A 25,758-nucleotide genomic window follows, 5' to 3' on the forward strand; every position below is an offset into this window, starting at 1 on the left:
CAAAACGGATGGGGCGTGTGGCTCTGCTCTCCGCAATCACGCAGAGGGCAGAGCGTTCAACGCAGTCCTTGCCTTCTCATAAAGCATTGTTGTCTCAGCAGACTGCTTCCGCAGCCCTTCGACGATGTGTGCCGGGGCCTTCGCCATAAAGGCCTCGTTGCCAAGCTGCTTTTCGGCAGCAGCCAGGCCCTTTTCGAGCTTGGCCATCTCCTTCGTCAGCCGTTCGCGCTCGGCCGCTACGTCGATCTGCCGCTCGTAGACAACGGCAACGTCGAAACTCGCTGTGGCTCGGGCGGTGCTGCCTGAAAGCGTCTCAGCGGAAAAACCAAGCTCCGACACGCGGGCCATCCTTGCCAGCATGTCGCGGTTTGCATCGGCCAGCGCAAGGATACGATTCTCTGCGTGCAGTTTGATAGGCGTGGCTTCCTTCTCCGGAACGCCAAGTTCCTTGCGCAGCGCGCGTACGGTTGTGATCAACTCCTGGAGCGTTGCCATCGCGGCAACAGACGCGGGATCGGCGGCGAAATCATCTGCCTGTGGGTAGCGTGTCAGAGCAATCGACTTTGCAGGAGGATTGCCTTCGTACAGGGCATGCCAAAGCTCTTCAGTCAGAAATGGCATGAACGGGCTCAGCAGTCTCAGCGCCGCTTCAAACGCTGCGACCAACGATGCCAACGTCAATGCCGTCGTTGCATTCTTCTCCGTGCCTTCGCCAAACTCCAGCCGCAGCTTGACCAGCTCCAGATACCAGTCGCAGAACTCACCCCAGAAGAACTGATAGACAGCGGCGGCGGCCTCGTCGAAGCGGTAATCGGTGAGCGCCTTATCGACCTCGCTCGTTACGGCGCTGAGGCGGCCAAAGATCCATCGCGTCTCCAGCGGTGTGTCAGATGGAAGCTCAGGCACAGTCCCGCTGGCGAGCATGGAGACCTTGTAGCCCGCTTCCTTCGCGCGGTCGATCTGCACAAACAGAAACCGCGCCGCGTTCCATATCTTGTTCGCGAACGCGCGATACCCTTCGGTCCGCGATTCGCTGAAGGCGATGTCTGTACCAGGCGAGGCCATGCTTGCCAGCGTGAAGCGCACGGCGTCGGTGCCATACTTTGTGACGACCTCGATGGGGTCGATCACGTTGCCCTTGGTCTTCGACATCTTCTGCCGGTCCGCATCGCGCACCAGGGCATGAATGTAGACCTCGCGGAACGGCACAGCGTCTTTCAGCGTGCGCGGCTGGAATCCGCCAGCACCGTCGGGCATCGGAACGTCGAGCATGAAGTGGCAGCCCAGCATCACCATCCTCGCCACCCAGAAAAACAGGATGTCGAAGCCTGTGACCAGAACGTCAGTCGGATAGAACGCTGCCAGATCCGGCGTTAACCCATTCGATCCCGGCTCGCCCGGCCAGCCGAACGCGGTGAAGGGAAGCAGGCCGCTCGAGAACCATGTGTCGAGAACGTCCGTCTCCTGCGTTAGATCGCTCGATCCGCATTTGCCGCAGGCTTTTGGCGTTTCACGAGCGACAGCAATCTCCGCGCACTTCGCGCAGTGCCATGCAGGAATGCGGTGGCCCCACCATAGCTGCCGCGAGATGCACCAGTCGTGGATGTTCTTCATCCACTCCTCGTAGGTCTTGCGGTACTGGTCGGGAGTGAACCGTATATAGCCTTTATCGACGGCCTCGATGGCCTTGTCGGCGAGTGGCTGAATCTTAATGAACCACTGCTGCGAGAGCCGAGGTTCGATCACCACTCCAGTGCGCTGGCTCAGGCCGATCGAAAGCGTGTGGTCTTTTACATCAACCAGCAAGCCTTGTGAGCGAAGGTCTTCAACGATCTTCTCGCGTGCAGCATATCGCTCCATGCCGTCATACGGCGATCCCGGCAGGGCTACGTGTGCTGTCTCATTCAGGATCGACAGGTTCGGCAGTCCATGCCGCTGCCCGATGGCAAAGTCATTCGGGTCATGTGCAGGAGTCACCTTGACCGCGCCGGTGCCGAACTCAGGCTTCGCCCAGTCGTCTGCAAGAATCGGGATCTCACGCTCAGGGCTGCCGTTGACGCTGCTTAGCGGCAGCTTCACCAGTTTGCCGACGAGCGCCTTGTAGCGGTCGTCCTCGGGATTCACAGCGACAGCCACGTCGCCGAGCATCGTCTCCGGGCGCGTTGTCGCAACAACGATGGAACCCGTGCCGTCGGCCAGCGGATAACGCACATGATAGATCTTGCCTACGCGCTCTTCGTGCTCCACTTCGAGATCGGAGACGGCGGTCTGAATCGCGGGGTCCCAGTTCACGATGTAGGCGCCGCGATAAATCAGCCCCTGCTCCCACAGGCGGACGAAGCACTCCTTCACGGCGACGCTCAACCGATCGTCCATCGTGAAGTACTCGCGGCTCCAGTCGACGCTGGCACCAAGCCGCCGCATCTGGTCGAGAATTGCGCCGCCGTAGACGCCTTTCCACTCCCAAACACGTTTGATGAAGGCGTCTCGTCCGAGCTCGCGACGGTTCTTTCCTTCGCTGGCCAGTTGACGCTCCACCATCATCTGCGTGGCAATACCCGCGTGGTCGGTGCCGGGGACCCAGACCGCGGTCTCGCCGCGCATCCTGTGCCACCGCGTCAGGATGTCCATCTCCGTCTGGTTCAGCATGTGGCCCATGTGCAGGCGGCCCGTCACGTTGGGCGGGGGCAGCAGCATGGTGAACTTCTTCGACGCATCGCTCGTACTCTCTGGTGTGGCGACGTCGAACAGGCGTTCGTGGACCCAGTATTCGGCCCAGCGTTCTTCAATAACGGACGGATCGTATGCCTTTGGCAACTCGTAACTCATGTCTTTTAAGCGTAGCATCTGAGCGGTAAGTCTTTGTCCTGTGCCTTGGTGGAAGAGCTTGTCGCGTCTTGCCGCTGCCATACATTCCACTACGAGGTTCCAATGCCCGGAAGATCAGGAAAACTGATGCGCCCCATCCTCTCCCTTGTCCTGCTACCCGCGCTCGTTGCGTTACCGGCCTTGGCCAAAGGCTCCCATGGTAACGATCGTGCGAGCTTCGGCAACGCGATTGAAGTGCCCGAAGGAGAGTCCGTTGGTGACATCGCCTGCGCCTTCTGCTCTGTACACGTCCGTGGCGAGGTGACCGGCGATGTCGCCGTCTTCATGGGGTCCGTCGATGTGGAGCCAGGCCATTCGATCGCCGGAGACACTGCAATTGCCGCCGGCGATCTCCACCTCGGTGAGGGCTCAGCCGTCAATGGCGATGTGGCCATCGTCGGAGGCGATGCGAAACTTGCGGAAGGCGCCTCCATCCATGGCTCCCGCGCCATCCTGCCTCCTCCTCTGGGAACGATCATTCTTCTCTCGCCGTTGCTGATTCTTGCGGGGATCATCTGGCTGATCGTCTATCTGGTCCGGCGCAGCCGCTACCGCTTTCCCGCCTACCCCCAGGGGGGTGGAATGCAACCACCCCGTATCCGCTAAAGCTTTTGTCGTGAGCGTCTATCGTTCAATGGAACCTGATGGGGGCGGCTAGCGTATCTGACGATTGCCGCGGGTTGCTCAGGCCGCAACCGCGCATGTCTTTGAACCTCTTCGGGAGCAGAGCTGTGCTATCAAAAGCAATCCGGTTCCTCGGCCTCGTCCTTCTCGCCTCTCTACCGGCGACTCACGCCCAGGCGCAGGGTGGCTCCCGCACCTACTTCAACCAGGACATCTTCATCGCCCAGGGACAACAGGTCCATAACGCAACCTGCATCTTCTGCTCCGTTCAGGTGGAAGGCGACCTCACCGGACGAGTGCTCGTTCTGTTCGGGAATCTCAATGTTATTGGTCGCGTCGATGGCCGGGCAACGGTCATCGGAGGGAACGCCGTCATCGACTCGCAGGCCCGCATTGGCGGCAATGCTCTTGTAGTCGGCGGCAACGCCGTCTATGAGACCGACGAGTCGATTTCAGGCAATGCCTGGGTCATCGGCGGACATCTGTCGCCCGTAGGCGGAGTTCGGCCACGCACATCGCATCGCGCCTCGTTCAGCCCGTATGTCTTTTCTGGCGCTGCTATCGCGGCCTTCCTTCTTCTGTCGATGCTGTTCATTCCCCGGCGACGCTCTGAAGAGGCCTGACCCATATCGGAAAAGACGAAAGCCCCGGAGCATTCCGGGGCTTCAGCCGCTAACGGGGATCTGTTTAGAAAGGGTTGATCTTTCCCAGGCCCTTCTTTTTCTTGTGCTTGCTTGAGGACTCCTCGTCCTTGTCATAGGTTGGCTTCGGCGCCTTCTTCCCATTGGCCGCAGTCGCAGGCTGTCCAGGAGCCTGGGCACCGGGAACCACATCGTTGATCGCATCTGGAGCCGCGGCAGGCTTTTCAATCGGAGGAGCGGCCACGTTGTTCACCGGTCCAACCGGTTTCAGGCCTCCCATCGGGTCGGCTGCCGGAGTTCTATTTGCTCCCGGTGTCAGGACTTCAACCCCCATCGCATTGGCTCCGCCGGAGGCAGGGGCCGCCGTCGTGGTTGCGCTCGGCACGTTCGTCATTACAGCGCCGCTTGCACCATCTCCCGTTCCTGCGCTCGGAATATCCTGCAATGCCAGGGGAGCGGCAGGGGCTGCGGGCTGGGCAGGAGCAGAGGGCTGGGCAGCAGCAGCCGTAGCAGGCGCCGCGCCTTCAGCGGGCTGCGTGCCGGACGTGGTTGCGGCCCCGGGATTCTGAGCATTCTTATAGTCCTCGATGATCTGCTTGGTCACCGACGGCGCCAGGGTAGGTTTGGGGTCGATCATCGCAGGCTCGCCGGAGTGGGCGGCCATCACAACGTCCGGACGGCGAAGGATCATCAACATCGCACGGCTTTGCAGGCTGTACTGTCCGCGGCTGTTTTCCAGCGCGGCGCTGGCTGCTGCCTGTTCCGGCGTCGGTGTCGGAATCGGAAGGTTCATCGCCGCAAGACGGTCGCGTGCATCCTCGACGTGCGGCGCGGCAGAGTGTTCGAGCGCTACCTTGCGGTAAGCATCCGCAGCCCGTCCCTCGTAGATACTTACCAGCCTGCCCTTTGCATCTTCGCTCAACTGCTTTTGCGCACGGATGATCCGCGCCTCGGCTTCATAAGCATCGCCCAGAGCTACCAGCGTATCGTCCATGTGGCTGTACTGCGGGTACGTGTCGGCAACCGTCTGGTAGCGCGCGATCGTCGCGGGCCAGTTCTCGCGCGACGCGTAGTAGGAAGCGATGTCGGCCTCGCGTGTGGCAAGAACCTCCTGCACCTCACGCAGACGCTGCTTGGCCTGCGGCACCAGCGTCGAATCCGGGAACTGCTGCAGCATCAGGCGATACTCCTCCTGCGCGTGCAGGGCCTTGGAGTAGTCGCGGTCAGGCTTGTCCATCTGCCTGAAGTAGATGTCGCCCACGCGCATCTGGGCCTCGGCAGCCTCGGGGGCGTTGGGGAAGAAGGTGATGAAGTCCTTGTATTCCTGCTCGGCCTGCGTCAGGGCAGCCGTTCCGCCTTCGCGATACCAGCTGTCCGCGATAGCAAGCTTTGCCTTCATCTGGTACTGCGAATCGGGATAGGTGTTCAACAGCGTCTGCAGGTCGAGACGCGCAACGTCGAAGTGCCCCTTCTTTGTAGCTACAAGGGCCTTGTCGTAAAGCTGGCGGTCTGGCAGCTTGGCGTCGGCAGCCGCAACGGCATCGGTCTTTTTCTCCGCTGCCAGGCGCTTCTTGGTGTCCTTCGACTGAACGACCTTTTCCTCTTTCTTCTCTTCCTTCTTGCTCTTTTTAGAAGGCGATGCCGATAGCGTTACCGACTGCTGCTGCTGTCCGTTGGCATCGGTCGTCGTCTGGGTTGAGCCCGTCACCTGCGCGAAGGCGCTCGACGTTACGATAAGCGCGGCAACAGCGATACCGGCGACCATGCCAGCCCTGAGGCTCGGGAAAAACGAGACGCCTGGGAAGAAAGAAGAGCGACGATTCATCAGCTAAGACCTCACATCCGCCTCGCACCCTTGGGGGCGCTCAGGCTCGCTTCTATTCTAGTCTTTCCTGGCCTTGTCCGGTTCGGCAGCGCGGGCTAATTTCAACAGCCTCTTGGCGTTCTGCTCGGTTTTGCCCTTGCTGAAGACAGCCGATCCCGCAACCAGCATCTCGGCTCCTGCTTCGACGACTGAGGCCACCGTATCGTGAGCGATGCCGCCGTCCACTTCAATGCGAAAATTCAGCCCCATCTCCTTGCGTAAAGCGGCGAGGTAGGTGATCTTTTCCACCGCAAGAGGCAGAAACCGCTGCCCGCCGAAGCCCGGATTGACGCTCATGATCAGCACATAGTGAACCATCGGAAGGACTTCAATCAGCGTGTCCACCGGCGTCGCGGGGTTGAGGACCACCCCGGGGAGCATTCCATGGTCAGAGATCAGTTGCAGCGTCCGGTGCAGGTGGCGGCAGACCTCCTGGTGGACGCTCAGGAGATCGGCGCCTGCTTCGGCAAAGGCGGGGATGAACTCGTCCGGGTTCTCCACCATCAGGTGGCAGTCCAGGGGCAGGTTCGTCACGGGCCGCAGGGCCTGCACCATCGGTGGCCCAAAGGTGATGTTCGGCACAAAGTGGCCATCCATCACATCGACGTGAACGATGCTTCCCCCGCCGCGCTCTGCGGCCTTAACTTCGTCGGCAAGATGCGCGAAGTCCGAGGCCAATATGGAAAATGCCAGTTCGATCAAGTGAATGCTCCTGTGTCCGAGTCTACCAGCCGGGGACGGGCAGAGAGCGGGATCAATCGGCGTCGTTATTCTGCCGGGGAACGATGGGCACTACCCGTTCCACATCGGGGCGCCCTTCGTGTAAAACGCGGGTCTTCACATCCGTCGCGATCTTCTTTGCTGCCTCGCGTTGCACATCGGGAAGAGGCTTCGGATCGCCAAGCACAGCTCGTGCCGCCCCGCGCAAGATACGGCGCATGGGCCATGCCCCATCGGCATTCGGGAAAAAGATCTCGCCAACGCGCTGCTTCTCTGGCCGATAGTACCAGCGACGCAGCAGCGAGAGATGGTCACTGAGCAGCGCAATGTCGCTGGAAGGCTTTGCCTGCGCCTCCAGCCTGCCGAGAACTTCTCTTGTGCGGTCCTCCGGCGAGTCGCTCTTATCGCCGGCCTCTCCCTCCAGAGGCACCGCCTGAAGCATCAGCGGCTGGGCGAAGAGCGAGCTGCCGACGCTGGTCTGCTCCTTAACCGCACGAACACCCAGGGTGGAGAGACGCTCCGGCCCGACGATGCAGCCCGCTGCAAGCAGGAAGACTGCCGCATCGGGTGAGTCGTCTTCCACAGAAGCCCGTTGCACGATCACGGCGCGCAGATTTGGAATTGACCGAACAAGTTCATCGGCAAGCTGTGCAGCGGCTTTTACTTTTTGATGTTGCTCGTGCAACTGCGCCGCCTGCTCAAACTCCATCTCCTCCGAAGCCCGCTCGCGTTCGGCGGCGATCGGCGAGAGCATACTCTCGCCGCGCGTGTCGAAGAAGGCTTTTACTGCGGCAGCTTCATTGGCATATTGCTCCGTCGTACAGGCCTGTTTGCACGGCTCGATGCACTTCTTCATCTCGCCATAGACGCAGCCTGGATGCTCTGGATAAGGATGCAGGTCTTCGTGGCAGCGGCGGAGCTTGAAGAGATCGAGCACAGCATCGCAGTAACGTTCGGCGGCAGCGCGCGAAGCGAAAGGGCCATACATCTGTGCGAGGCCGCGCTTTGAGAGCCGGTTGGTTGCATAGACGCGAGGGAAGGCGTTCTCCATCGTCATGCGTAGGACGGTCGGCGTGTGCAGCCGCAGCCTTCTGCGCGCTTCTGCGTAACCGAAGATGCTGGCCGCCGCGCGATACAGCGTAAGCGTCGATTCAAACTCGGAGCCTGCAACCGTGTATTCGATGCGGACAACGCGGTCGCGCAGATTCAGGCGCTTCGATTGCGATTCAGGCGGGGCCAGCAGCCGCTTCATGCGGCGGCGAAGATTGGCAGTGCGCGTCAGGTAAGGCTCGGAGTTTTTCTGCTCGCCGTAGAGAGCGAAGACGCCGGGCAGCGCTGGAACCGTGCGGAGAATCTCCTCGGCTTGTTGCGACGAGAAGTCGACTGCCGTTGCGAATTGGAAGTTCGACGCCACGACACAATCTTATCCGCGAACAAGAGTCAGGCGTTGAGCCGGCTAAGCGCCGGCGACCGTCATGCCCTCGACGCGGATGGTCGGTGCGGCGGCTGCGCTGCGGAAGACAAGGTCGTTGCCGATGGCGACGATGTTGCGATACATGTCCTTCAGGTTCCCGGCGATGGTGATCTCCTCGACCGGGTAGGCGATCTCGCCGTTCTCGATCCAGAGGCCTGCGGCACCCTGCGAGTAGTCGCCGGTGACGAGGTTCACGCCGAAGCCCATCGTCTCGGTGACGTAGAGACCGCTCTTGACGTCGCCGATGAGTTGCTCGGGGCTGCATTCGCCGGGCTCGAGGTAGAAGTTGTGTGCGCCGATGCCGGGGTTTCCGGCGAGGCCGCGCGAGGCGCTGCCGGTGGAGCGCATGTTGAGCTTGCGCGCCGTGTAGCTGTTGTTGACGTAGGTCTGGAGCACGCCTTTTTCGACCAGCACGGTGCGCCGCGTAGGCAGACCCTCGCCGTCGAAGGGAGCAGTGCCGAAGCCGCCGATGCCATCGAGCATCATGGTGCCGTCGTCGACGATGGTGATGTTCTCGCCCGCGACCTGCTTGCCGAGCATCTCGTCGAAGAAGGTGGCGTGGCGATAGATGGCGTCGCCGTTGGCGGCGTCGAAGATGTTGCCGACGATCCCGCGCGCGATCTCCGGCGAGAAGACCACAGACGCCTTCTGCGTGGGAACGCGGCGGGCGCCGAGGCGTCGCAGCGTGCGCTCTGCGGCGATGCGGCCGATCTCTTCCGGAGATTCGAGCTTCGACGTTGTGCGCGAGCTCGAGTACCAGTAGTTGCGCTGCATCCCGCCCTTCTCGTCGATCGCGATGGGAGAGACGGAGAAGCCACAGTAGCTGCGGCGGTACTCGCCGGTGAAGCCGCGGGAGTTGGTGAGGACCTTGTAGGAGGTTCCGGTGTCGAAGTCGGCGCCGGAGGAGTTCTGGATGCGGGTGTCGAAGGCCATCGCGGCGGCCTCAGCCCGGCGGGCGATCTCGATGCGCTCGGCGGGAGGCTGCTGGTTGACGTCGTCGAAGTAGAGCTTGAGGTCGCCCTGAAGCTGGCCGAACTCTTCGCGCTCGGGCAGACCGGCGAAGGGGTCAACGCTGGTGATCTTTGCCAGGGTGATGGCGCCGTCGACCAGCCGGGCGATGCTCTCGTCGGAGAAGTCGGAGGACGAGGTGGTTGCTGTGCGCTGGCCGAGAAAGACGCGGAGGCCAACGGCGCGCGAGCCGGATTCTTTGAGAGTCTCGACCTGGCCGAGGCGAACGCGAACCTCAAACTCATCGCCCTCGGCGACGACGGCTTCTGCATCGGTGGCTCCGGCCTTGAGGGCGCGGGCGAGGACGTCGGAGGCTAGCTGGCGGAGGTCGGTCTTCTTTTCGGTCTGGGATGTCATGTCTGGTCTGAGAATAAATCGGGAACCACCGGCGAACCTACCCCCCGACTGTTTTTCGCAGTATTCTTGCGGCATGCGACCCCTTCGGTATTCCATCAACGTTACATTGGACGGGTGCTGCGATCATCGAGCTGGCATCGCGGACGAAGAGTTGCATCGTCACGCGGTCGAGAACATCGAGCAGGCCGATGCGCTCCTGTTTGGCCGGGTCACTTACGAGATGATGGAGTCGGCGTGGCGGCAGCCGGCGGAGACGGGTGTGCGGCCGGATTGGATGGCCGATTGGGGGGAACCCTTCGCCCGGACGATCCACGCGGCAAAGAAGTACGTCGTGTCGAGCACGCTGGAGCGGGTCGATTGGAACGCGGAGCTTGTGCGCCCAGGTACCGGGAAAGATCTGGAGAAGGCCGTTCGGCAGCTCAAGCAGCAGCCGGGTAAGGGGCTGTTCACGGGAGGCGTGACACTTCCGCAGGCGCTGGCGGAGATGGGGTTGATCGATGAGTACGAGTTCGTGGTGCACCCCAGGGTAGCGGGTCACGGACCGACGTTGTTCGCGGGGCTGTCGAAGTATGTCGACTTGAGGCTTGTGGGGCGGGTTGAGTTTGGTTCGGGGGTGGTGGCTATGCGGTATGAGCCTAGAGCTTGAGCTGCGAATGAATCAGTCGCTACGTCCTTCGGACTTCGCTCCGGCCTTCGGCAGAGCGGTACGCCGCCTTGCGGCGGTTTTGCGGCACGGCTGAAGCCGTGCCCTTAAGCGAGGCGGATCGCGCTTCGCGCGATGGCCACATCTGGCGATGAGGCCGCCAGATATGGGGTGTTAAAACAGGTGTATAGTTAGTGCCGTTTTTGAAGTCAAGAAGGAGATTCCTAGTAACCTTGATGCCACTGTGGGGTGAACCGTGACGTCCCGTCGTGATTTTCTTAGAGTCATGTCTGCGGCCTCGCTGTCCGCTGGAACCGTAGATCCGCTGCTCGCCTGGGCCGCTGATACAGAGCCCATTTCCGTGCCCGGCAAGGATGGAATGATCGTCCGATCCTTCCGTTTTCTCGACTTGGAAATGCCTGTCGAGTTCATGACGGAATGGATCACGCCTGTGAGTCATTTCTACGTCCGCAATCACATGTTCGCGCCGGCCAACGTAGATGCAGCGGCGTGGAAGCTGACCATTAGCGGAGAGGTCGAAAAGCCATTAACCCTCACATTGGCTGATCTGGCGAAGATTCCCGTGCACTCGATCACCAATGCGATGGAATGCGCTGGCAACGGGCGGTCGCTGCAAAGCCCGAAAGTTCCCGGGATCCAATGGGGAAAGGGAGCAGTGGGGAATGCCAGGTTCTCGGGGCCCAGCCTGAAGTCGCTACTGGACAAAGCCGTCCTGAAGGACACGGCGAAACACGTGCAGTTCCGCGGGGTGGATTTGGTGCCCGGCAAAGTGCCTCCTTTTATTCGCAGCATCCCCATCGAGAAGGCGATGGATGGCGACACGCTGGTGGCGACCCACATGAACGGCGAGCCGCTACCCGCGCATCATGGATTCCCAGCGCGGGCGATGACTCCAGGCTGGGTGGGTGCTGCTTCGTGCAAGTGGCTGACCGAGATCACGGTGCTCGACAAGCCAGCTGAGGGAAACTTCATGAGTCCCGGCTATCGTTTTCCGAACACTCCCGGGAAGCCCGGGGAACCGGTAAAGCCCGAAGATACCCACGCGCTCACGGCGCTCACGGTGAAGTCGGTGATCGCGGCGCCGAGCGACGGGGCAAAGCTGAAACCGGGGGCGCAAACCATTCAGGGTGTAGCCTGGGCAGGAGAAGCTGACATCACGAAGGTCGAGATCTCCACCGATGGCGGTTCGAGCTGGAGCACCGCGCAGCTTGGGAAAGATCAGGCGAAGTACGCCTGGCGGCTGTGGAGCTACCTGTGGAAGCCGGCGAAGAGTGGTGACTATGTCATTCTCTTGCGCGCCACCGACAGCCAGGGGCGGACCCAGCCCGAGGCGGCGGTTTGGAACCCAAGCGGCTATCTCTACAACGCTTACGATCAGGTGAAGGTCTATGTCCAGGCTTAAAGCGACTGTTTTGATTGCGGCATTGGGTGCGCCTCTAATGATGGGGCAATCTTCGCCCAACGCGGAGCTGCCCGCAGGCGCAGCGAAACAGAAAGCCGAAGGCGCCTGTCTCACCTGCCACGATGCGCGCATTATTGTGCAGCAACGTCTCCCCAAAGGTGCCTGGGTCAAAGAGCTGGACAAAATGACCAATTGGGGGGCTCCGGTCGATCCGAAAGATCGCGACGCGCTGGTGGATTATTTCAGTGCAAATTTCGGCCCGGACCAACCTGCATACGATGCTCCGCGCACTGCGGCCGACAAAAAAACCGAAGCAAAGATTAAGCGCAGTACCCACGGACAATGACAGGCAATCCCGGAGTTTCCTGTTAACATTTGCATCCCGCCAGCCACAATGTTTGAACAGTCACTATCGTTGGACTTTTGATCAACGTTAGGCGCCCGATTTCGGTCTGGTTAGATGTGGCCACCTAGTCTTTAGTTCTGATCGGGAAAGCCTCCTAGAAGGGTGATGGTAATCACGCCGTCCTCAATGGATTCATTACGATTGAGACTTGTTTGCAAACCGGAAATTTTTATGATCTCGCCAACGTAATAAAGTGCGTCAGCAGGAGTGGCTGTTACGCCCGCGGGACCAACAGGTTCTCCTTTCATAGAAACTTCGGCGCCCTGAAATCTTCTCCCTGGCTGGGGGAAGGCCATGAAACGGTTTACGCCATTTTCTTTCATTTGCCATCCGGCAGCCTTAAATGCGTCATATAAATCGTCTGGGAATTGACTTGCCCCACTGAATTGATCTGCAAGGATTATTATTGTCGCCTTGTTTGGAGCTTTGGCTAAGAATTGCACTATCTTAGGCATATCCTCTGGCGCGATCCTTTTGGGGATATTTCCAACGGTAATGGGACTGTTGACGATTGGACTGTTTGCACCCGTGGTGCCTTGTTGGATGTTTATTCCGCCGGAATTGCTCTGAGTTTGTGCCGCTTTGATCGCCGCAATCTCATCCAGTTTCTTCATCACAGAGTCAGGGTCTAACTGATTGGCCAGAACCTTATTAAGCATGGCTGGAATTTGCCTTAGTAGTCGATCTTGCTCGGGAGTAAGTTTCGAGCAATCAACTTTGACGTTTCCTGCCAACGCAATGATGTTGCTACAGGTGCTTCGGGTCGAGCGTTGTCGGATAGTTGGCGTCTGACCATGTGTTAACGTGGTCAACATTGCTGCTGCAAGAAGACTCTTAGCGTTTTTTTTCACGTTCTTGCCTCGGTGGACAATTAACATTTGCATCCCGCCCAGCCACAATGTTTGAACAGTCACTATCCTTGGACTTTTGATCAACGTTAGGTATCTGAGGGCTTGGCTGAGCAACAGGAGGTTTCAATGGTGGGTCCGTTTGTTTTGTTGGCCAGACGAGCCACCCAAACAATCCAATGACCGTCCATGAGGCGAGAAAGATCAGCACACGCGTTTTCCATCTAATAAAAAAGTGGAGAACCGGATAAACAACTAGTAGAGCCATAGCTCCGATAGTTGCGCTAGCCCATATGGATGTCTTTTCCCCCCAGAGCAACGCTAGAGCCAACACACCCGCGAGACACGTCAGGGCGATTGCAAGTTTGTCGCTTTGCGATAGTTCTTTCCCGCGAACGCGCACGCCCCACTCCTTGGGCAGGTATTGAACCTCTAGTGACAGTATGCGGTCACTTTCGCTTTGAGGGCGGTATTCAGTTAGTTCCGCCAACCGTCATCTTGTCGAGCTTGATTGTCGGCATGCCGACGCCTACGGGGACGGACTGGCCGGATTTGCCGCAGGTGCCTATGCCTTCGTCGAGGGCTAGATCATTTCCAACCATGGAGACGTACTTGAGGGCTTCGGGGCCGTTGCCTACCAGCGTGGCTCCTTTGACGGGGCGGGTGACCTTGCCGTCTTCGATGAGGTAGGCCTCGGAGGCGGAGAAGACGAACTTGCCGTTGGTGATGTCGACCTGGCCTCCGCCGAAGTTGACGGCGTAGAGGCCGCGCTTGACGGACTTGATGATGTCCTCGGGTGCGTCGTCGCCGTTCAGCATGTAGGTGTTGGTCATGCGCGGCATGGGGATGTGGTGGTAGCTCTCGCGGCGGCCGGAGCCGGTGTTGGGGGTTCCCATGAGGCGCGAGGAGAGCTTGTCGGAGAGGTAGCCCTTGAGGATGCCGTTCTCGATGAGGACCGTCTCCTGGGTGGGGTTGCCCTCGTCGTCGACGTTGATGCTGCCGCGGCGGTTGGGCATGCGGCCGTTGTCGACGACGGTGACCTTGGGGCTGGCAACCTGCTGGCCAATGAGGCCGGCGAAGGCGGAGGTCTTCTTGCGGTTGAAGTCGGCCTCGAGGCCGTGGCCTACGGCTTCGTGCAGGAGGACGCCGGGCCAGCCGGGGCCGAGGACGACCTCCATCTCACCGGCGGGAGCGTCGGCTGCGCCTAGCTGGAGGATGGCGCTGCGGGCGGCCTCGCGGGCGAAGTGCTCGGGACTCTTATCGCCCTCGAAGAAGTCCATGGTGATACGTCCGCCGCCTCCGCTAGTGCCTTTGGCTGTGTTGGTGGCGTCCTTAGCGATGACGAAGACGTTGAGGCGGGCGAGGGGCTGGGTGTCGGAGGCAAAGGTGCCGTCGGATGCGGCGACGAGGATGCGGCGCAGCTCGTCGGAGAAGCTGGCGCGGACCTGGGTGATGCGCGAGTCGTAGGCGCGGGCAGCGGCGTCGGCGCGCTGGATGAGGGCGAGCTTGGCGGCGATCTCGGCGTCGGCTGTGGCTCCGGTGATGGGGTAGAGGGAGTCGGCCTCGGTGTGGCGGAAGCCCTGCATGAGTTCTTTCGCTGGACCGGAGGCGATGAGGGCGGCGGTGCGGGCGGCCTTGAGGAGAGCGTCGGAGGAGAGGTCGTCGGTGTAGGCGTAGCCGGTGCGCTCGCCGGAGAGGACGCGGACGCCGCAGCCAAGGGAGACGCCCTGGGCGGCGGTCTTGACGAGGGACTCGTCGATGCCGAGCGAGGTGGAGGTGACGGACTCGAAGTAGAGGTCGGCGTAGTCGCCCCCGGCGGAGAGAGCTTCGGCAAGGCAGCGCTCGATGAGGCGCTCGGAGACGCCGAGCTTCGTGGTGAAGTAGTGCTTGTGGTCCGGGGCGGGGATGGTCATCTTGATTTGATGATAGGGGGCCGGGGAGGATGCGGCAATGGCTGTTTGCGGGACGAACTGATACCTTTGGCTGGAGAAATTTAAGTCCCGAATCGAAAGACTGCACGACATGAGCACCGCAGATCTTGTTGAACGACTGTCGCAACACAGGCTGATTGGTTCGGCTCCTCGCAAGGAGCTGGAGTGGCTGGCGGAGCATGGATTTGCGCGCACCGGCGAGCCGGGCGATCTGTTCTCGCACAAAGGAAAGCCGGTCGAGGGGATGTATGTGCTGTTTGCGGGGCGGCTGTCGCTGTTTGTGGACCGCGGCGCAGGGCCGGTGAAGCTGGTGGAGTGGCGAGAGGGTGATGTGACGGGGATGCTACCGTACTCGCGGCTGGTGAATGCGCCCGGAGACTCGATCGTGCAGGAGCGGCTGGAGGCGTTCGAGCTGCATCGCGACCTGATTCCGGAGATGATTCGAGAGTGCAATGGAGTAACGTCCATTCTTGTTCACCACATGGTGGACAGAGCCAAGCTGTTCACCTCGACCGAGCTGCAGAACGAAAAGATGGTTTCGCTGGGCAAGCTGTCGGCGGGACTGGCGCATGAGCTGGGCAATCCGTCTTCGGCAATTGAGCGCAGCGTTTGTCTGCTGACCGATCGGCTGGAGGATTGCGAGACGGCGATGCGGGAGTTGCAGGCGGCGAGACTGCCGGACGGTCAGCTTGCGGCAACGGATGCGTTTCGCGAGGCGTGTTTTGCGCGGAGAAATGGGTTGCCGCGTTCGGCCATGGAGCAGATGGACCGCGAAGAGGCGATCTACGACTGGCTGAGCAAGAGGGGCGTGAGCGTGTCGAGCGCTCCCATGCTGGCGGAGACGGAGGTTACGTTTGATGCCTTGAATGCTCTGGCGGCAGAGGTCTCTGGCCCGCCGTTGAATGCCGTGATCCGGTCAATGGCTTCGCGGGCGGCAATACGCAGTTTGACGTCGGAGGTGCAGAGTTCTTCGTCGCGCATCTCTACGCTGGTGATGGCCGTCAAGGGCTTCACGCACATGGACCAGGCGATGGTGGCGGACCGAGTGGATCCGGGCATCGGCCTGCATGATGCGGTGACGGTATTGAATGCGAAAGCCATCGAGAAGTCGGTAAAGGTGGAGGTCGATGTCGAGCCTGACTTGCCGCAGGTATCGGGATTTGCCGGAGAGATGAATCAGATATGGGGAATCCTGCTGGACAATGCGCTGGACGCAGTGTCTGATGGCGGCCATGTGAAGGTGATTGCCCGTCATGAGATGGGACGGCTCGTGGTGCACCTTATCGACAATGGCTCCGGCATCCCGGTGGAGATTCAGTCACACATCTTCGACCCTTTTTTCACGACGAAGCCGATGGGGTTTGGAACAGGCCTGGGGCTGGATATCGCGCGCAGGCTGGTTCGTCATAACGATGGCTCGATCGAGTTTGAATCGAAGCCGGGGCGAACGGAGTTTCGGGTGTCGTTGCCGGTGGTCCGCGATTGAAGAATATCTCCGGCCTGCCGGGCCTTCTTAGGCGTGTTCTGCGAGGGAGATAGGTTTGACCGGCCGATGTCATCTGCCCAGTAGCTGGTGCGTGCGGTGATGTGGAGGCCTGGGTAGTTTTTCAATCGAATACTAAGAGCATGCAGGCCCGGATGAGGCGACTGCGGCTGAAAGCTGAGAATATAGCGGTTCGGAATGTGATTGGAGATGGTGGAGAGGTCGCGCTCCAGAGCCTTGGCATTGGTGAGTTTGAAGTACTCACCGCCTGTGAGGTTGGCAACGGTCTCGGGGATGTTGCGCTTGAGTCCATCGGCGGCCATGATCGCAGCCATCTTGGCGAGAGCGAGCGGTGGCAGAAGCTGCGTAGCGCAGTCATAGGCCTGGACCGCCTTGTTGTGGCTGGCGTCGGGGTCGGGGTTGGGATCTTTACCCATACAGCCGTGGGGAGGGTTGGGGTGGTGGTTCTCCATGCCGAGGCCACCAGGCTGGGTGGGCAGCGTTCTTGCAGCATAATGGGCCGCCTCTGATCTTCCAGTCGAGAAGCCGATGCTGTAGATGGTCGTGTTGGTGTCGCCGATGGCGCGAAGGGCATCGTCAAGGCTGGTGTGGCTGCCGCGGTCCACCGTTTCGCTGATGAGCAGGATGGCTCGGCGGTATTCAAGAGGCTGTTTGCGCAGAAGGTCTACAGAGAAGGTGATGCTGTCGAGGATAGCTGCGCCGTTGTCGCCGAGGGGAACGTTGCGGATGGCGAGCGGCGACGCACAATTTTCCAGGTGGTGCTGGCGGGTGCAGTTGGGTGTAAGCGAGGAGATGGCATCGGCAGCGCGATCGATTTGTGGTGTGAAGTCCCGCAAGAGTGCTGGTTGGCTGTCGAAGGTGACGACAGCGACTTTGTGCGGAACGTTCCCGATGATCGATTCGAGCATTGGGGCCAGGGGCGGAGCGATGGAGGCAAACTTGTTGAACTCGCGCGCTCCGGCGCCGCCGATCTCAATAATAACGATGAGAGCGAGAGGCTCGCTGCCGGTGTCCTGCTCAAGGCGAATTTTCTGCGGGACGCCATCGTCGGTGAGTATGAAGTCGTCTACGCTCAGGGTGTAGATAAGATTGCCGAGTTTATCGCTCACGAGGGCAGGAGCGAGGACGAGAGTGGACTGCGTGGAGAGCGTGGGCGGTTGGGAAAGTGGTTCCTGCGCTCGAACAACAACGATTGCGGCCGTGATGGTAAGCGCGAGTACTACACCAGGCTTCATAGCGGCCTCTTGGAATTGAGTGTAGCGTTATCGTCCATGTGATGGATCGTCTGAGGTGGCGATGCTCATGTCGAGATAGATCTTTGGGACGCCGGGTGCATAGCAGTTGTTGTCGGCGGCGTAGGTCTTGCGGCATGCCTTCGTGTTCTCCGGGCGGCGTGGCGATTGCGCGTACTGCCACGCGGCGCTGTCTGGAGTTCCACTGTTATTGATTGGTGGCGGAGTCACGGTACAGCCGTTTGAGGGTGGGCAGGTGTCCTGATAGACGAAGAGGGCCACGGGGTGGAGATGCCTGGCGGCGATCATGTCGCGCACGTGTTGCGCTGTGGTGATGGTCTTACCGATGCCGTCTTCCACGGGCTGTCCACTCAGGTAGACGCCGGGTTTGTAGGCGGAGGCGGCGATGGCCTCGGTCCATGCAAAGAGGTATGCGGACTGCTCGTCGAGGAGGCGGCCTCCCTCTTCCTGATCAAGAAAGATGATTGTGCCGACGGGGAAGTGTTCGCGCAGTGCAGCAGCGATGGCTGAGGTGGCATCTTGTTTGCCGAGGGCCGCGGGTGTTGTGCCGCGGCGTTCGAAGCGGAGGATCTGCGCATCTTCGCGGCCGTTGAAGAGAACGAGAAATCCAAAGTTATTTTTTAGAAGAATGTCGCGCTTGCCGCGCCAGGTGTTGGTGGTTTCGCCAGGGGGATTGTTTAGCCAGAAGCCGGTGAAGGCAAAGTGTTTTCGCAGTGCGGGCAGGGAGGCGTTGCCGGGGTAAAGGTTGCGGTCGAAGCCGAGTTGCTGTGCGGACAGCGCAGAGGTTGCGAGGAGGAGGGCAAGGGGTAAGGTAAATTTGCGCATGTTCGTCTCTCTGAGATTACAAGCCGCTGTGCTAAGGTGCTCTTTATATAGATGACGGGCGAGGTGAGAATGGGCCAGATGACGTCGGACCCGCGGTATCCGATTGGGAAGTTTGAAAGGCCGGTAACGATCACGGCAGAGGACAGGCACGGTGCGATCTCGGTGCTTGCGGAGCTTCCGGAGATGTTGCGCAATGCCGTTGAGGGGTTGGATAGCGGGCAGTTGAATACGCCTTATCGCGAAGGCGGGTGGACGGTGCGTCAGCTTGTGCATCACATCGCCGACTCGCACATAAATGCTTTTATACGCATGAGGCTGGCGCTGACGGAAGACTGGCCGGTGATCAAGCCCTATGACGAAAAGGCGTGGGCGACGTTGCATGATTCGGCGGCGCCTGTGGAGTGGTCGCTGGCGTTGGTTGAGAGCCTGCACGCGCGCTGGGTGATGTTGCTGCAATCGCTTACGGAGGAACAGTGGCAACGCGGGTACAAGCATCCTGAAAACGGCCCTCAGACGCTGGATGCCGTGGCGCTGATGTATGCGTGGCACTCGCGGCATCACATTGCGCACATTACGCATCTGCGCGCGCACGAGGGGTGGTAACGGTGCGGGGAGACACTTCGATATACATTGCATCTGGCCGCGAAGATGTTGCGCGGTGTTATCCGGTGATGCGCCAGTTGCGTCCTGCGCTTGCGCCCGGTGAATTTGTCGATCACGTAATGTTGCAGCAGGCCGAAGGCTACAGGCTCGCGTATCTGGAGCACGCGGACGCGATCGTCGCGCTGGCAGGTTTCCGTGTGATGCATGTGCTCTGGAGCGGCAAGACGATGTACGTTGACGACCTGGTGACCGATGAGGCGATGCGGTCGCGCGGCTTTGGCGAACGCATGATTGGATGGCTGGTGGAGCTGGCGCGCAGCGAGGGCTGCAAGACGTTCTCGCTGGATTCGGGGACGCATCGCCAGGCGGCACATGCGTTCTACTTCCGCATGGGGCTGCGCATCTCGGACTTTCACTTTCAGATGCCACTGTAGCGTCATCGCTGCGACGGAGAGGCTGTGATAGTTTTCGACTATGCCTTTACCACGCGGCGCTGGAGCGTCGAGCAGAGCAGCGAGGCAGACGGAAAAGTCGCCCGAAGAGCAGGCCCCTGAAGCGATCGCCGCAGCGATTGAAGAGTTTCTCGCGCTGCATCCTCAGTCCGTTGTGCTCGAAGACGGAAGGGTTGTCTTCGATATGCGCGCGACGAAGTACAGCCTTTCGACCGAACACAACCGTTGCACCCTGCAACTCTGGAGCGAAGAGGCAAACCTCGTCAGGCGCGTGGTTGCGACCCGGCTGCGCGAGGGGATTCTGCGCCTCTCGGTCCTTCGCTTCGGTCAGACGAAGCCGCAGAGTCTGGAGCTACTCGCCAACCGCGACCGGCGCACGCCTTCAGAGCGCGAGGCGGTCAGGGTGAAGTATCTGCGCGTACTCGAGCGCGTATTGCAGCGTGCGTCTCCTGAGTGGAAGCTAGACGGGCTGAGCTCGGCGATGGACCTCGAGAGGAGCTTTGGCCCGGCATATGCACGGGGCAAACTTGTGCAGGGCCAGCGCGCATGGGCCATGGTCGCTGTGAATCCGCAGGAGTCGCAGGCGACGATCGACGGTGCGCTGACAGTCGGGATTCTGTGGCTGGACCGCTGCCGCTCGATGGGAGACGGCCGCAGGGCGTGGCAGGGATTGAAGCTGATCGTTCCGCGCGGAACAGCCGCGCTTGCCGCGTCGCGCATGGCGTGGCTCAATGATCGCGCCGCGCAATGGGAGCTTTGGGAGCTCGACGAGTCGACGGAGGAACTGACGCAGCGCGATCTTCAGGATCATGGCAATATCGCAACGCATATTGTTCACGCGCCGAACCATGCGGCGGTGCGTGAGCGCTTTGCTGAAGCGGCGCGGCAGGTGATGGCGCTGGTGCCTGAAAGCCTGCGTGTTGATGTGGAGCAGGTGGTCCGTGGTGGCGCGGAGGTGGCGTTTCTGCTGCACGGGCTGGAGTTTGCTCGCGTTCGTGCAGGCTATACAGGTTCGTCGTTCAACGTGCAGGAGCAGATCACGGTTGGCGCGGGCGCCAGCGAGACGCCACTGACGCCGGCGAACGAGGTGATGCTGCGGGAGTACGTTGCGCGGCTGTTTGAGCGGCGTCATGCGGGGGGAGATAAGCGCGATCCTCTCTTTCGCATGCAGCCGGAGCGCTGGCTGGAGAGCGTGCTGAGGCGCAATGTTGAAGCTCTGGATACGCATCTGAGCACGACGCATGTCTACACGCAGGTGCCAGCGTTTGCGGCGGGAGATCGCGGCATGCTCGATCTGCTTGGTGTCCTGCAGGATGGAAGGCTTGCGGTGATCGAGTTGAAGGCGGATGAAGATATGCACCTTGCGCTGCAAGGGCTGGACTACTGGGTCCGCGTGCGCTGGCATCATCTTCAGACGGCCGACGATGCCACGCGGCCGAGCTTCGGACTCGGCGAGTTTCAGCGCTTTGGCTACTTCAGCGGCGTTGCGCTGTCTTCGGCGGCCCCGAAGCTCTACCTGGTAGCGCCTGCGCTGCGTGTGCATCCCGCGACGGAGACCGTGCTGCGTTATCTTTCGCCGAAGGTGGAGTGGGAGCTGGTCGCGCTCGATGAGCGGTGGAGGAAGACGACGAAGGTAGTGTGGCGCAAGCGGAGTAGCGATCCGCATTAGCTGCGGTTCGAGGCTAGTCGCAGTAGGCGGCTTCGGTGAGTAGTGTTTCGTCTTCGTGCAATGCTTCATCGGCAGAGATGCCGTCGCGTGACTCGAAGAACGTCTCGACGGCGGCGATGACGGCGTTGCCGTTCCTGGATTCGAAGATCTGTTTGCGCAGCGCGCCTCCGCCGGAGACGCCATGGGTGAACCAGGCGGCGAACTGCTTCATCTTGCCGACGGCGTCGCGGTTGCGCTTCTCGCGGGCGATCTGTCCCTGGGCGATGATGGCCTCGGCGCGTGCGGCTTCGACTGCTTCTTCGAGCGCGATCTCGTCGACCAGCATCTGGAAGTAGGTGCGGATCATGCGGTAGCGATCTTCGTTGGTCGGATGATCGTAGACGCCGACGCCGGTTGCTTCCTTCGACGCGGTGTACTGCGCGATCTGACGGAAGATCCACGGATTCGCGGGCGCGGTGCGGCCGATCATGACGGCGTCGCAGCCGGTCTTCTCGACCATGGCGGCGGCGTCTTCGGGTGTGCGGATGTCGCCATTTCCGATGACCGGGATGCGGACGGCGTCCTTTACGGCGGCGATGTACTCCCAGCGTGCCTGGCCGGTGTAGCCGTCTTCGCGAGTGCGGGCGTGGAGGGCGCAGGCATTGAGGCCGCAGTCTTCAGCTAGCTTTGCGAGCTCGACGCAGACGATGTGGTTATCGTTCCAGCCCATGCGGAACTTGACGGTGAAGGGGATCGTCACCGCGGCTCGGATGGCCTTGAAGATGCGCTCGATCTGCGGCAGGTCCTTGAGCAGGCCGGAGCCGCCGTTGCAGGCGACGACGCGCTTGGCCGGGCAGCCGAGGTTGAGATCGACGATGTCGAAGCCGGCGTCCTGGACGATGCGCGCCGAGTCGGCGAGTGTCTCGGGGTTGGAGCCGAAGAGTTGCGCCGAGATGGGGTGCTCGTCGTCGTAGTAGGTCAGGTAGCGCTTGCGCTTGGTCTCGCGCATACGGCTCAGCCCGTCGGCCGAGGTGAACTCCGTCATGATGAGGCCGCAACCGGATTGCTGATTGGTGGTCTCGGCTTCGACATTGGTGGCGTCAGGGGCGAACCGCAGGTCCTTCGACTCCGCTTCGCTTCGCTCAGGATGACACTCCTTGAAGGAGGCTGAGTGTGAGAACTGGCTGGCGTTTTTGATGAAGCGGCGGAAGACGGTATCGGTGACGCCGGCCATGGGTGCGAGGACGGTGGCTGGAGCGATGGTGACGTTGCCGATGGTGAAGCTGGCGGGTACGCGGGCGTGGGCGGGCATCGCGTGTTCGATGGGCGAGTCCCACTTCTTCTGCTCGAGCGTGTAGCGCTTCTTCATAAAGACAAGGTATAGGGAATAGGGTGTTCGGGAGTAGAAAGCCGAAGGCCCCCGCGTGGTGCGGAGGCCCCAGGGCGATGCTTGCTCCGCTTTACTTGGAGGCTGCCTTGGCTGCGTCCGACTGAGCGAACTTGCGGCGGAAACGCTCGACGCGTCCGGCGGTGTCGATCAGCTTCTGCTTGCCGGTGAAGAACGGGTGGCAGGCGGAGCAGATTTCGAGGACGATGTCGCCCTTGTGGGTGGAGCGCGTCTCAAAGTGCGTACCGCAGGCGCACTTGACGTTGATGGTCTCGTACTTCGGGTGGATTCCCTCTTTCGGCATAACGATCCTTTCGCCGGGCGTTCTTTACGCCGGCCGTAGAGTTGGCTTTTCGGTTTCGCGGATCGCTTGCAACGGTCGTGGTCACGTCACATCGATGAGCCTGTCGCGATGCCGTGCTGTCCCAGGGGGAGCAGCAAGCGCTTTCATTATTTTAGCATCCTTGCTTCAGCCACGCCCTCCGTCCAACCACCTCTCACGGAGATATGTCCGGGTTCGGACGCCGATGGTTGCTCTTGGACAGGGCTGATTCGGTAGTGGAGAGGAGGCGCGTTGAATCTAATGGAGTTAGGTGTATCGAGGATTGGTATCTGACGTGCGCTCCAGTTTACATCGTCACTGCATTGGAGCTTTACGGAGGACCATCGCCATGACCAGCTTTGTCCAGGATGTGCGGTTTGCTTTACGGCAGTTGAAGAAGACCCCTGCGTTTACCGTGACGGTGCTGCTGACGCTGGCGCTGGGGATCGGGGCGAATGCGGCGATCTTTACGCTGGTGAACAGCGTTCTGCTGCGGAACCTGCCGGTGGTGGACCCGTCGACGCTGGTGCGGGTGGGGGACGACCCGGAGGAGTGCTGTGTTTCTTCGGGGCCGCGTGAGGACGGGCGCTATTCCATGTTTTCGACGGAGGCCTATGAGGACATCAGGAAGAGTGCGCCGGAGTTTGAGGAGATCGCGGCGATCCAGGCAGGGTTTACATTCCGTCCGGTAACGGTGAGGAGCGACGGGCCGGACACGCTGGCGAAGTCCGCGATGGGGGAGTATGTCTCGGGCAACTACTTCCGCACCTTTGGGCTGAGACCGTATGTGGGGCGGCTGTTTACGGATGCGGATGATGTGAAGGGCGCTCCGATGACTGCGGTCATCAGCTATGAGGCCTGGCAGAGAGACTTTGGCGGCGATCCGAGGGTTGTAGGCGACACGTTCTGGGTGAATACGAAGCCGGTGACGGTGGTGGGTGTGGCGCCGAAGGGATTCTATGGCGACCGGCTGGTGTCGACACCGCCGGACTATTATCTGCCGATCGAGACCATGGAACCGATCATGGGCGTTCCCTATGTTCATGACCGGTACACGCGGTGGTTGTACATCGTCGGTCGGGTGAAGCCGGGGACGGCGATGGCTTCATCGCAGGAGAAGCTGAATGCGGTATTTCGGCAGTCTCTGATAAAGACGAGGGACGATTTTGGAGGAGAGCGTGGAAAGACGCTGCTGATGCGGGCGCATGTGGTGCTGACGCCTGCCGGCGCGGGGATTCAGTGGATGCAGCAGCAGTATGGCGAGCATCTGCGCCTGCTGACGTGGATAGCAGCTCTGGTGCTGCTGGTGGCGTGCGCGAACATAGCGAACCTGCTGCTGGTGCGAGGCATGGCGCGCAAGGTAGAGATGTCGCTGCGCGCTGCGATGGGAGCGGGCCGTGGGAGGATCGTTCGGCAACTGTTGACGGAGAGTGTGCTGCTCTCGGGGCTGGGTGGTTTGCTGGGGCTGGCGGTGGCCTATGGCGGGACGCGGATGCTGCTGGGACTGGCGTTCCCGGGAGAGCAGGGAGTCCCGATCGAGGCGAGTCCTTCGTGGCAGGTGATCGGCTTTGCGTTTGGGCTGAGCGTGGTGACGGGTGTGCTGTTTGGGGTCGCTCCGGCGTGGATGGCCTCTCACGCGCAGCCGGCGGATGTACTTCGGAGTGGTGCAAGGACGACGACGAGCGGCGCTACAAAACTGCAGAAGGCGCTGGTGGTGTTGCAGGCCGGGTTGTCGTTTGTGCTGCTGGTGGGTGCGGGGCTGTTTGCGCAGAGCCTGAGGAAGCTGGAGTCGACGGACATGAAGCTGGACTCGCGGAACCGGTATATCGTGCACATCAATCCGCAGGCAGCCGGCTATACGCAGACGCAACTGGAGGCGCTGTATCGAGAGATCGAGGAGAGGTTTCACTCGATTGCCGGAGTGGTGAAGGTTGGGATTACCAGCTATACGCCTATGGAGGACAACAACAACGGCTGGGGATGGCAGGTGCAGGGGATGCCGAAGGTGAGCCATGCAGCTTCGTTCCTGAGGGTCAATCCGGAGTACTTCGATTCGGTAGGAACGAAGGTGCTGATGGGACGTGGCATCGGGATCGGGGACACTCCGACGGCACCGATGGTGGCGGTGGTGAACCAGGCGTTTGCGAAGAAGTTTTTTGGAGACGGCAATCCTATTGGAAGACGAATCGGCACAGGCGATACACATGCAGGGGATTTCGAGATCGTCGGCGTGGTTGAAGATACGGTCTACACGAGCGTGCGCTGGACGGATCATCTAATGGTCTTTGTTCCAACGATGCAACGGCCTGCGAGCTCTGGTCCCATTGAGAAGGACCTGAATGTGTATGCCGGAGCGATCGTGCTGCAGACTGACCGGCCGATGAGCGAACTGGAGATGACTGCGCGAAGGGCGCTGGCGGGGATCAATCCGAACCTGACGGTGGTCAAGTTTCAGACGTTCGATGAGCAGATCGCCGGTCGATTTACGGAAGAGAGGCTACTGTCTCGTCTGACGATGATGTTTGGCGGGTTGGCTCTACTGTTGGCGGCGATTGGGCTGTATGGCGTTACCGCCTACTCGGTCGTGCGGCGGACGCAGGAGATTGGAATACGCATGGCTCTGGGTGCGGACCGCGCTGGTGTGGTGGCGATGATTCTGCGCGGCGCAATGGCGCAGGCGGCGATCGGGCTGGCGATGGGGATTCCGGTGGCTGTGCTGTGCGTGAGGTTTGTGAAGTCGCAGTTGTATCAGGTGACGAAGGTGGACGCGGGGGTGCTCGTGGCCGCACTGGTAGTGCTGGGGCTGGCGGCAGGTGTGGCGGGGTTGATCCCGGCGAAGCGGGCGGCGTCGATCGACCCGATGGAGGCGCTGAGGGCAGAGTAGAGTTTTCCGCGTTGGCGGGCTGGATTCGCACAGGCGGGGGCATCGGCTGGATGCGCGATACTAGAGTGACGAG

21 protein-coding genes are annotated in these 25,758 nt (G+C 60.8%); 10 read left to right on the forward strand and 11 right to left on the reverse strand.

All coding sequences use genetic code 11. The annotated features are described in order from the left end of the window. Positions 1–36: 36 nt before the first annotated feature. Positions 37–2,829: a valine--tRNA ligase gene (locus JSS95_12765; protein ID MBS1800684.1), complete on the reverse strand. Its 2,793-nt coding sequence runs from the start codon at positions 2,827–2,829 to the stop codon at positions 37–39. A gap of 102 nt (positions 2,830–2,931) precedes the next feature. Between JSS95_12765 and JSS95_12770 the strand changes: the two genes are divergently transcribed. Both JSS95_12770 and JSS95_12775 read left to right on the forward strand, forming a co-directional pair. Beyond that, the gene (locus JSS95_12770) at positions 2,932–3,474 is read left to right on the forward strand and encodes a hypothetical protein (protein ID MBS1800685.1); all 543 of its coding nucleotides are present in this window, start codon (positions 2,932–2,934) and stop codon (positions 3,472–3,474) included. 125 nt (positions 3,475–3,599) lie between these two features. Then, positions 3,600–4,115 (forward strand): hypothetical protein, encoded by a 516-nt coding sequence (locus JSS95_12775; GenBank protein ID MBS1800686.1) that lies wholly within the window; start codon positions 3,600–3,602, stop codon positions 4,113–4,115. A 64-nt stretch (positions 4,116–4,179) separates the two neighbouring features. On the opposite strand, the gene bamD is transcribed toward JSS95_12775, so the two are convergent. From bamD to JSS95_12795, 4 genes are read right to left on the reverse strand one after another with little or no spacing between them, the layout of a single operon-like run. Then, on the reverse strand, positions 4,180–5,958 hold the full coding sequence (gene bamD / locus JSS95_12780; protein MBS1800687.1) for an outer membrane protein assembly factor BamD: 1,779 nt from the start codon (positions 5,956–5,958) through the stop codon (positions 4,180–4,182). Between the two features lie 57 nt (positions 5,959–6,015). After that, the gene (locus JSS95_12785; protein MBS1800688.1) at positions 6,016–6,699 is read right to left on the reverse strand and encodes a ribulose-phosphate 3-epimerase; all 684 of its coding nucleotides are present in this window, start codon (positions 6,697–6,699) and stop codon (positions 6,016–6,018) included. 52 nt (positions 6,700–6,751) lie between these two features. Further along, positions 6,752–8,131 carry an excinuclease ABC subunit C gene (locus JSS95_12790; GenBank protein MBS1800689.1) on the reverse strand — a complete coding sequence of 460 codons (1,380 nt, stop codon included), beginning with the start codon at positions 8,129–8,131 and terminating at the stop codon, positions 6,752–6,754. A gap of 42 nt (positions 8,132–8,173) precedes the next feature. Next, positions 8,174–9,556, reverse strand: a complete 1,383-nt coding sequence (locus JSS95_12795) for a TldD/PmbA family protein (GenBank protein ID MBS1800690.1) — start codon at positions 9,554–9,556, stop codon at positions 8,174–8,176. 73 nt (positions 9,557–9,629) lie between these two features. On the opposite strand from JSS95_12795, the gene JSS95_12800 reads away from it, so the two are divergent. The 3 genes from JSS95_12800 to JSS95_12810 all read left to right on the forward strand — a co-directional run bounded on the left by JSS95_12800 (position 9,630) and on the right by JSS95_12810 (position 11,968). After that, entirely contained in the window at positions 9,630–10,202 is a 573-nt protein-coding gene (locus JSS95_12800; GenBank protein ID MBS1800691.1) for a dihydrofolate reductase family protein, read from the forward strand. A 253-nt stretch (positions 10,203–10,455) separates the two neighbouring features. Then, positions 10,456–11,622, forward strand: coding sequence for a sulfite oxidase (locus JSS95_12805; protein MBS1800692.1), 1,167 nt, complete (start codon positions 10,456–10,458; stop codon positions 11,620–11,622). After that, positions 11,609–11,968, forward strand: coding sequence for a hypothetical protein (locus JSS95_12810; GenBank protein ID MBS1800693.1), 360 nt, complete (start codon positions 11,609–11,611; stop codon positions 11,966–11,968). The genes JSS95_12805 and JSS95_12810 overlap by 14 nt, the downstream gene beginning before the upstream one ends. A 131-nt stretch (positions 11,969–12,099) precedes the next feature. Here JSS95_12810 and JSS95_12815 read toward each other — a convergent pair whose 3' ends face one another. Beyond that, positions 12,100–12,942, reverse strand: coding sequence for a hypothetical protein (locus JSS95_12815; protein MBS1800694.1), 843 nt, complete (start codon positions 12,940–12,942; stop codon positions 12,100–12,102). Between the two features lie 407 nt (positions 12,943–13,349). Further along, positions 13,350–14,789 (reverse strand): metalloprotease TldD, encoded by a 1,440-nt coding sequence (gene tldD, locus JSS95_12820; GenBank protein MBS1800695.1) that lies wholly within the window; start codon positions 14,787–14,789, stop codon positions 13,350–13,352. Positions 14,790–14,898: 109 nt separating this feature from the next. Here tldD and JSS95_12825 point away from each other — a divergent pair, with 109 nt between their 5' ends. Further along, entirely contained in the window at positions 14,899–16,293 is a 1,395-nt protein-coding gene (locus JSS95_12825; protein ID MBS1800696.1) for a GHKL domain-containing protein, read from the forward strand. Here the strand turns inward: JSS95_12825 and JSS95_12830 are convergent. Next, a complete protein-coding gene (locus tag JSS95_12830; protein MBS1800697.1) occupies positions 16,212–17,546 on the reverse strand; it encodes a VWA domain-containing protein in 1,335 nt (444 codons plus the stop codon). The genes JSS95_12825 and JSS95_12830 overlap by 82 nt on opposite strands. 27 nt (positions 17,547–17,573) lie before the next feature. Further along, complete coding sequence (locus JSS95_12835; protein MBS1800698.1) at positions 17,574–18,389, reverse strand: DUF1906 domain-containing protein; 816 nt, start codon at positions 18,387–18,389, stop codon at positions 17,574–17,576. Between the two features lie 78 nt (positions 18,390–18,467). Between JSS95_12835 and bstA the strand changes: the two genes are divergently transcribed. The 3 genes from bstA to JSS95_12850 all read left to right on the forward strand — a co-directional run bounded on the left by bstA (position 18,468) and on the right by JSS95_12850 (position 21,113). Continuing rightward, complete coding sequence (bstA, locus tag JSS95_12840; protein ID MBS1800699.1) at positions 18,468–18,992, forward strand: bacillithiol transferase BstA; 525 nt, start codon at positions 18,468–18,470, stop codon at positions 18,990–18,992. A 68-nt stretch (positions 18,993–19,060) separates the two neighbouring features. After that, positions 19,061–19,426, forward strand: coding sequence for a GNAT family N-acetyltransferase (locus JSS95_12845; protein MBS1800700.1), 366 nt, complete (start codon positions 19,061–19,063; stop codon positions 19,424–19,426). Between the two features lie 124 nt (positions 19,427–19,550). After that, positions 19,551–21,113 carry a hypothetical protein gene (locus JSS95_12850; GenBank protein MBS1800701.1) on the forward strand — a complete coding sequence of 521 codons (1,563 nt, stop codon included), beginning with the start codon at positions 19,551–19,553 and terminating at the stop codon, positions 21,111–21,113. Positions 21,114–21,126: 13 nt separating this feature from the next. On the opposite strand, the gene JSS95_12855 is transcribed toward JSS95_12850, so the two are convergent. Both JSS95_12855 and rpmE read right to left on the reverse strand, forming a co-directional pair. Then, complete coding sequence (locus JSS95_12855; protein MBS1800702.1) at positions 21,127–22,461, reverse strand: tRNA-dihydrouridine synthase; 1,335 nt, start codon at positions 22,459–22,461, stop codon at positions 21,127–21,129. A gap of 91 nt (positions 22,462–22,552) precedes the next feature. Continuing rightward, complete coding sequence (gene rpmE, locus JSS95_12860) at positions 22,553–22,783, reverse strand: 50S ribosomal protein L31 (protein MBS1800703.1); 231 nt, start codon at positions 22,781–22,783, stop codon at positions 22,553–22,555. A gap of 367 nt (positions 22,784–23,150) precedes the next feature. Here rpmE and JSS95_12865 point away from each other — a divergent pair, with 367 nt between their 5' ends. Further along, positions 23,151–25,685, forward strand: a complete 2,535-nt coding sequence (locus JSS95_12865) for an ABC transporter permease (GenBank protein ID MBS1800704.1) — start codon at positions 23,151–23,153, stop codon at positions 25,683–25,685. Positions 25,686–25,758: the final 73 nt, after the last annotated feature.

This window comes from Acidobacteriota bacterium (genome assembly GCA_018268895.1).
GTDB lineage: Bacteria > Acidobacteriota > Terriglobia > Terriglobales > Acidobacteriaceae > Edaphobacter.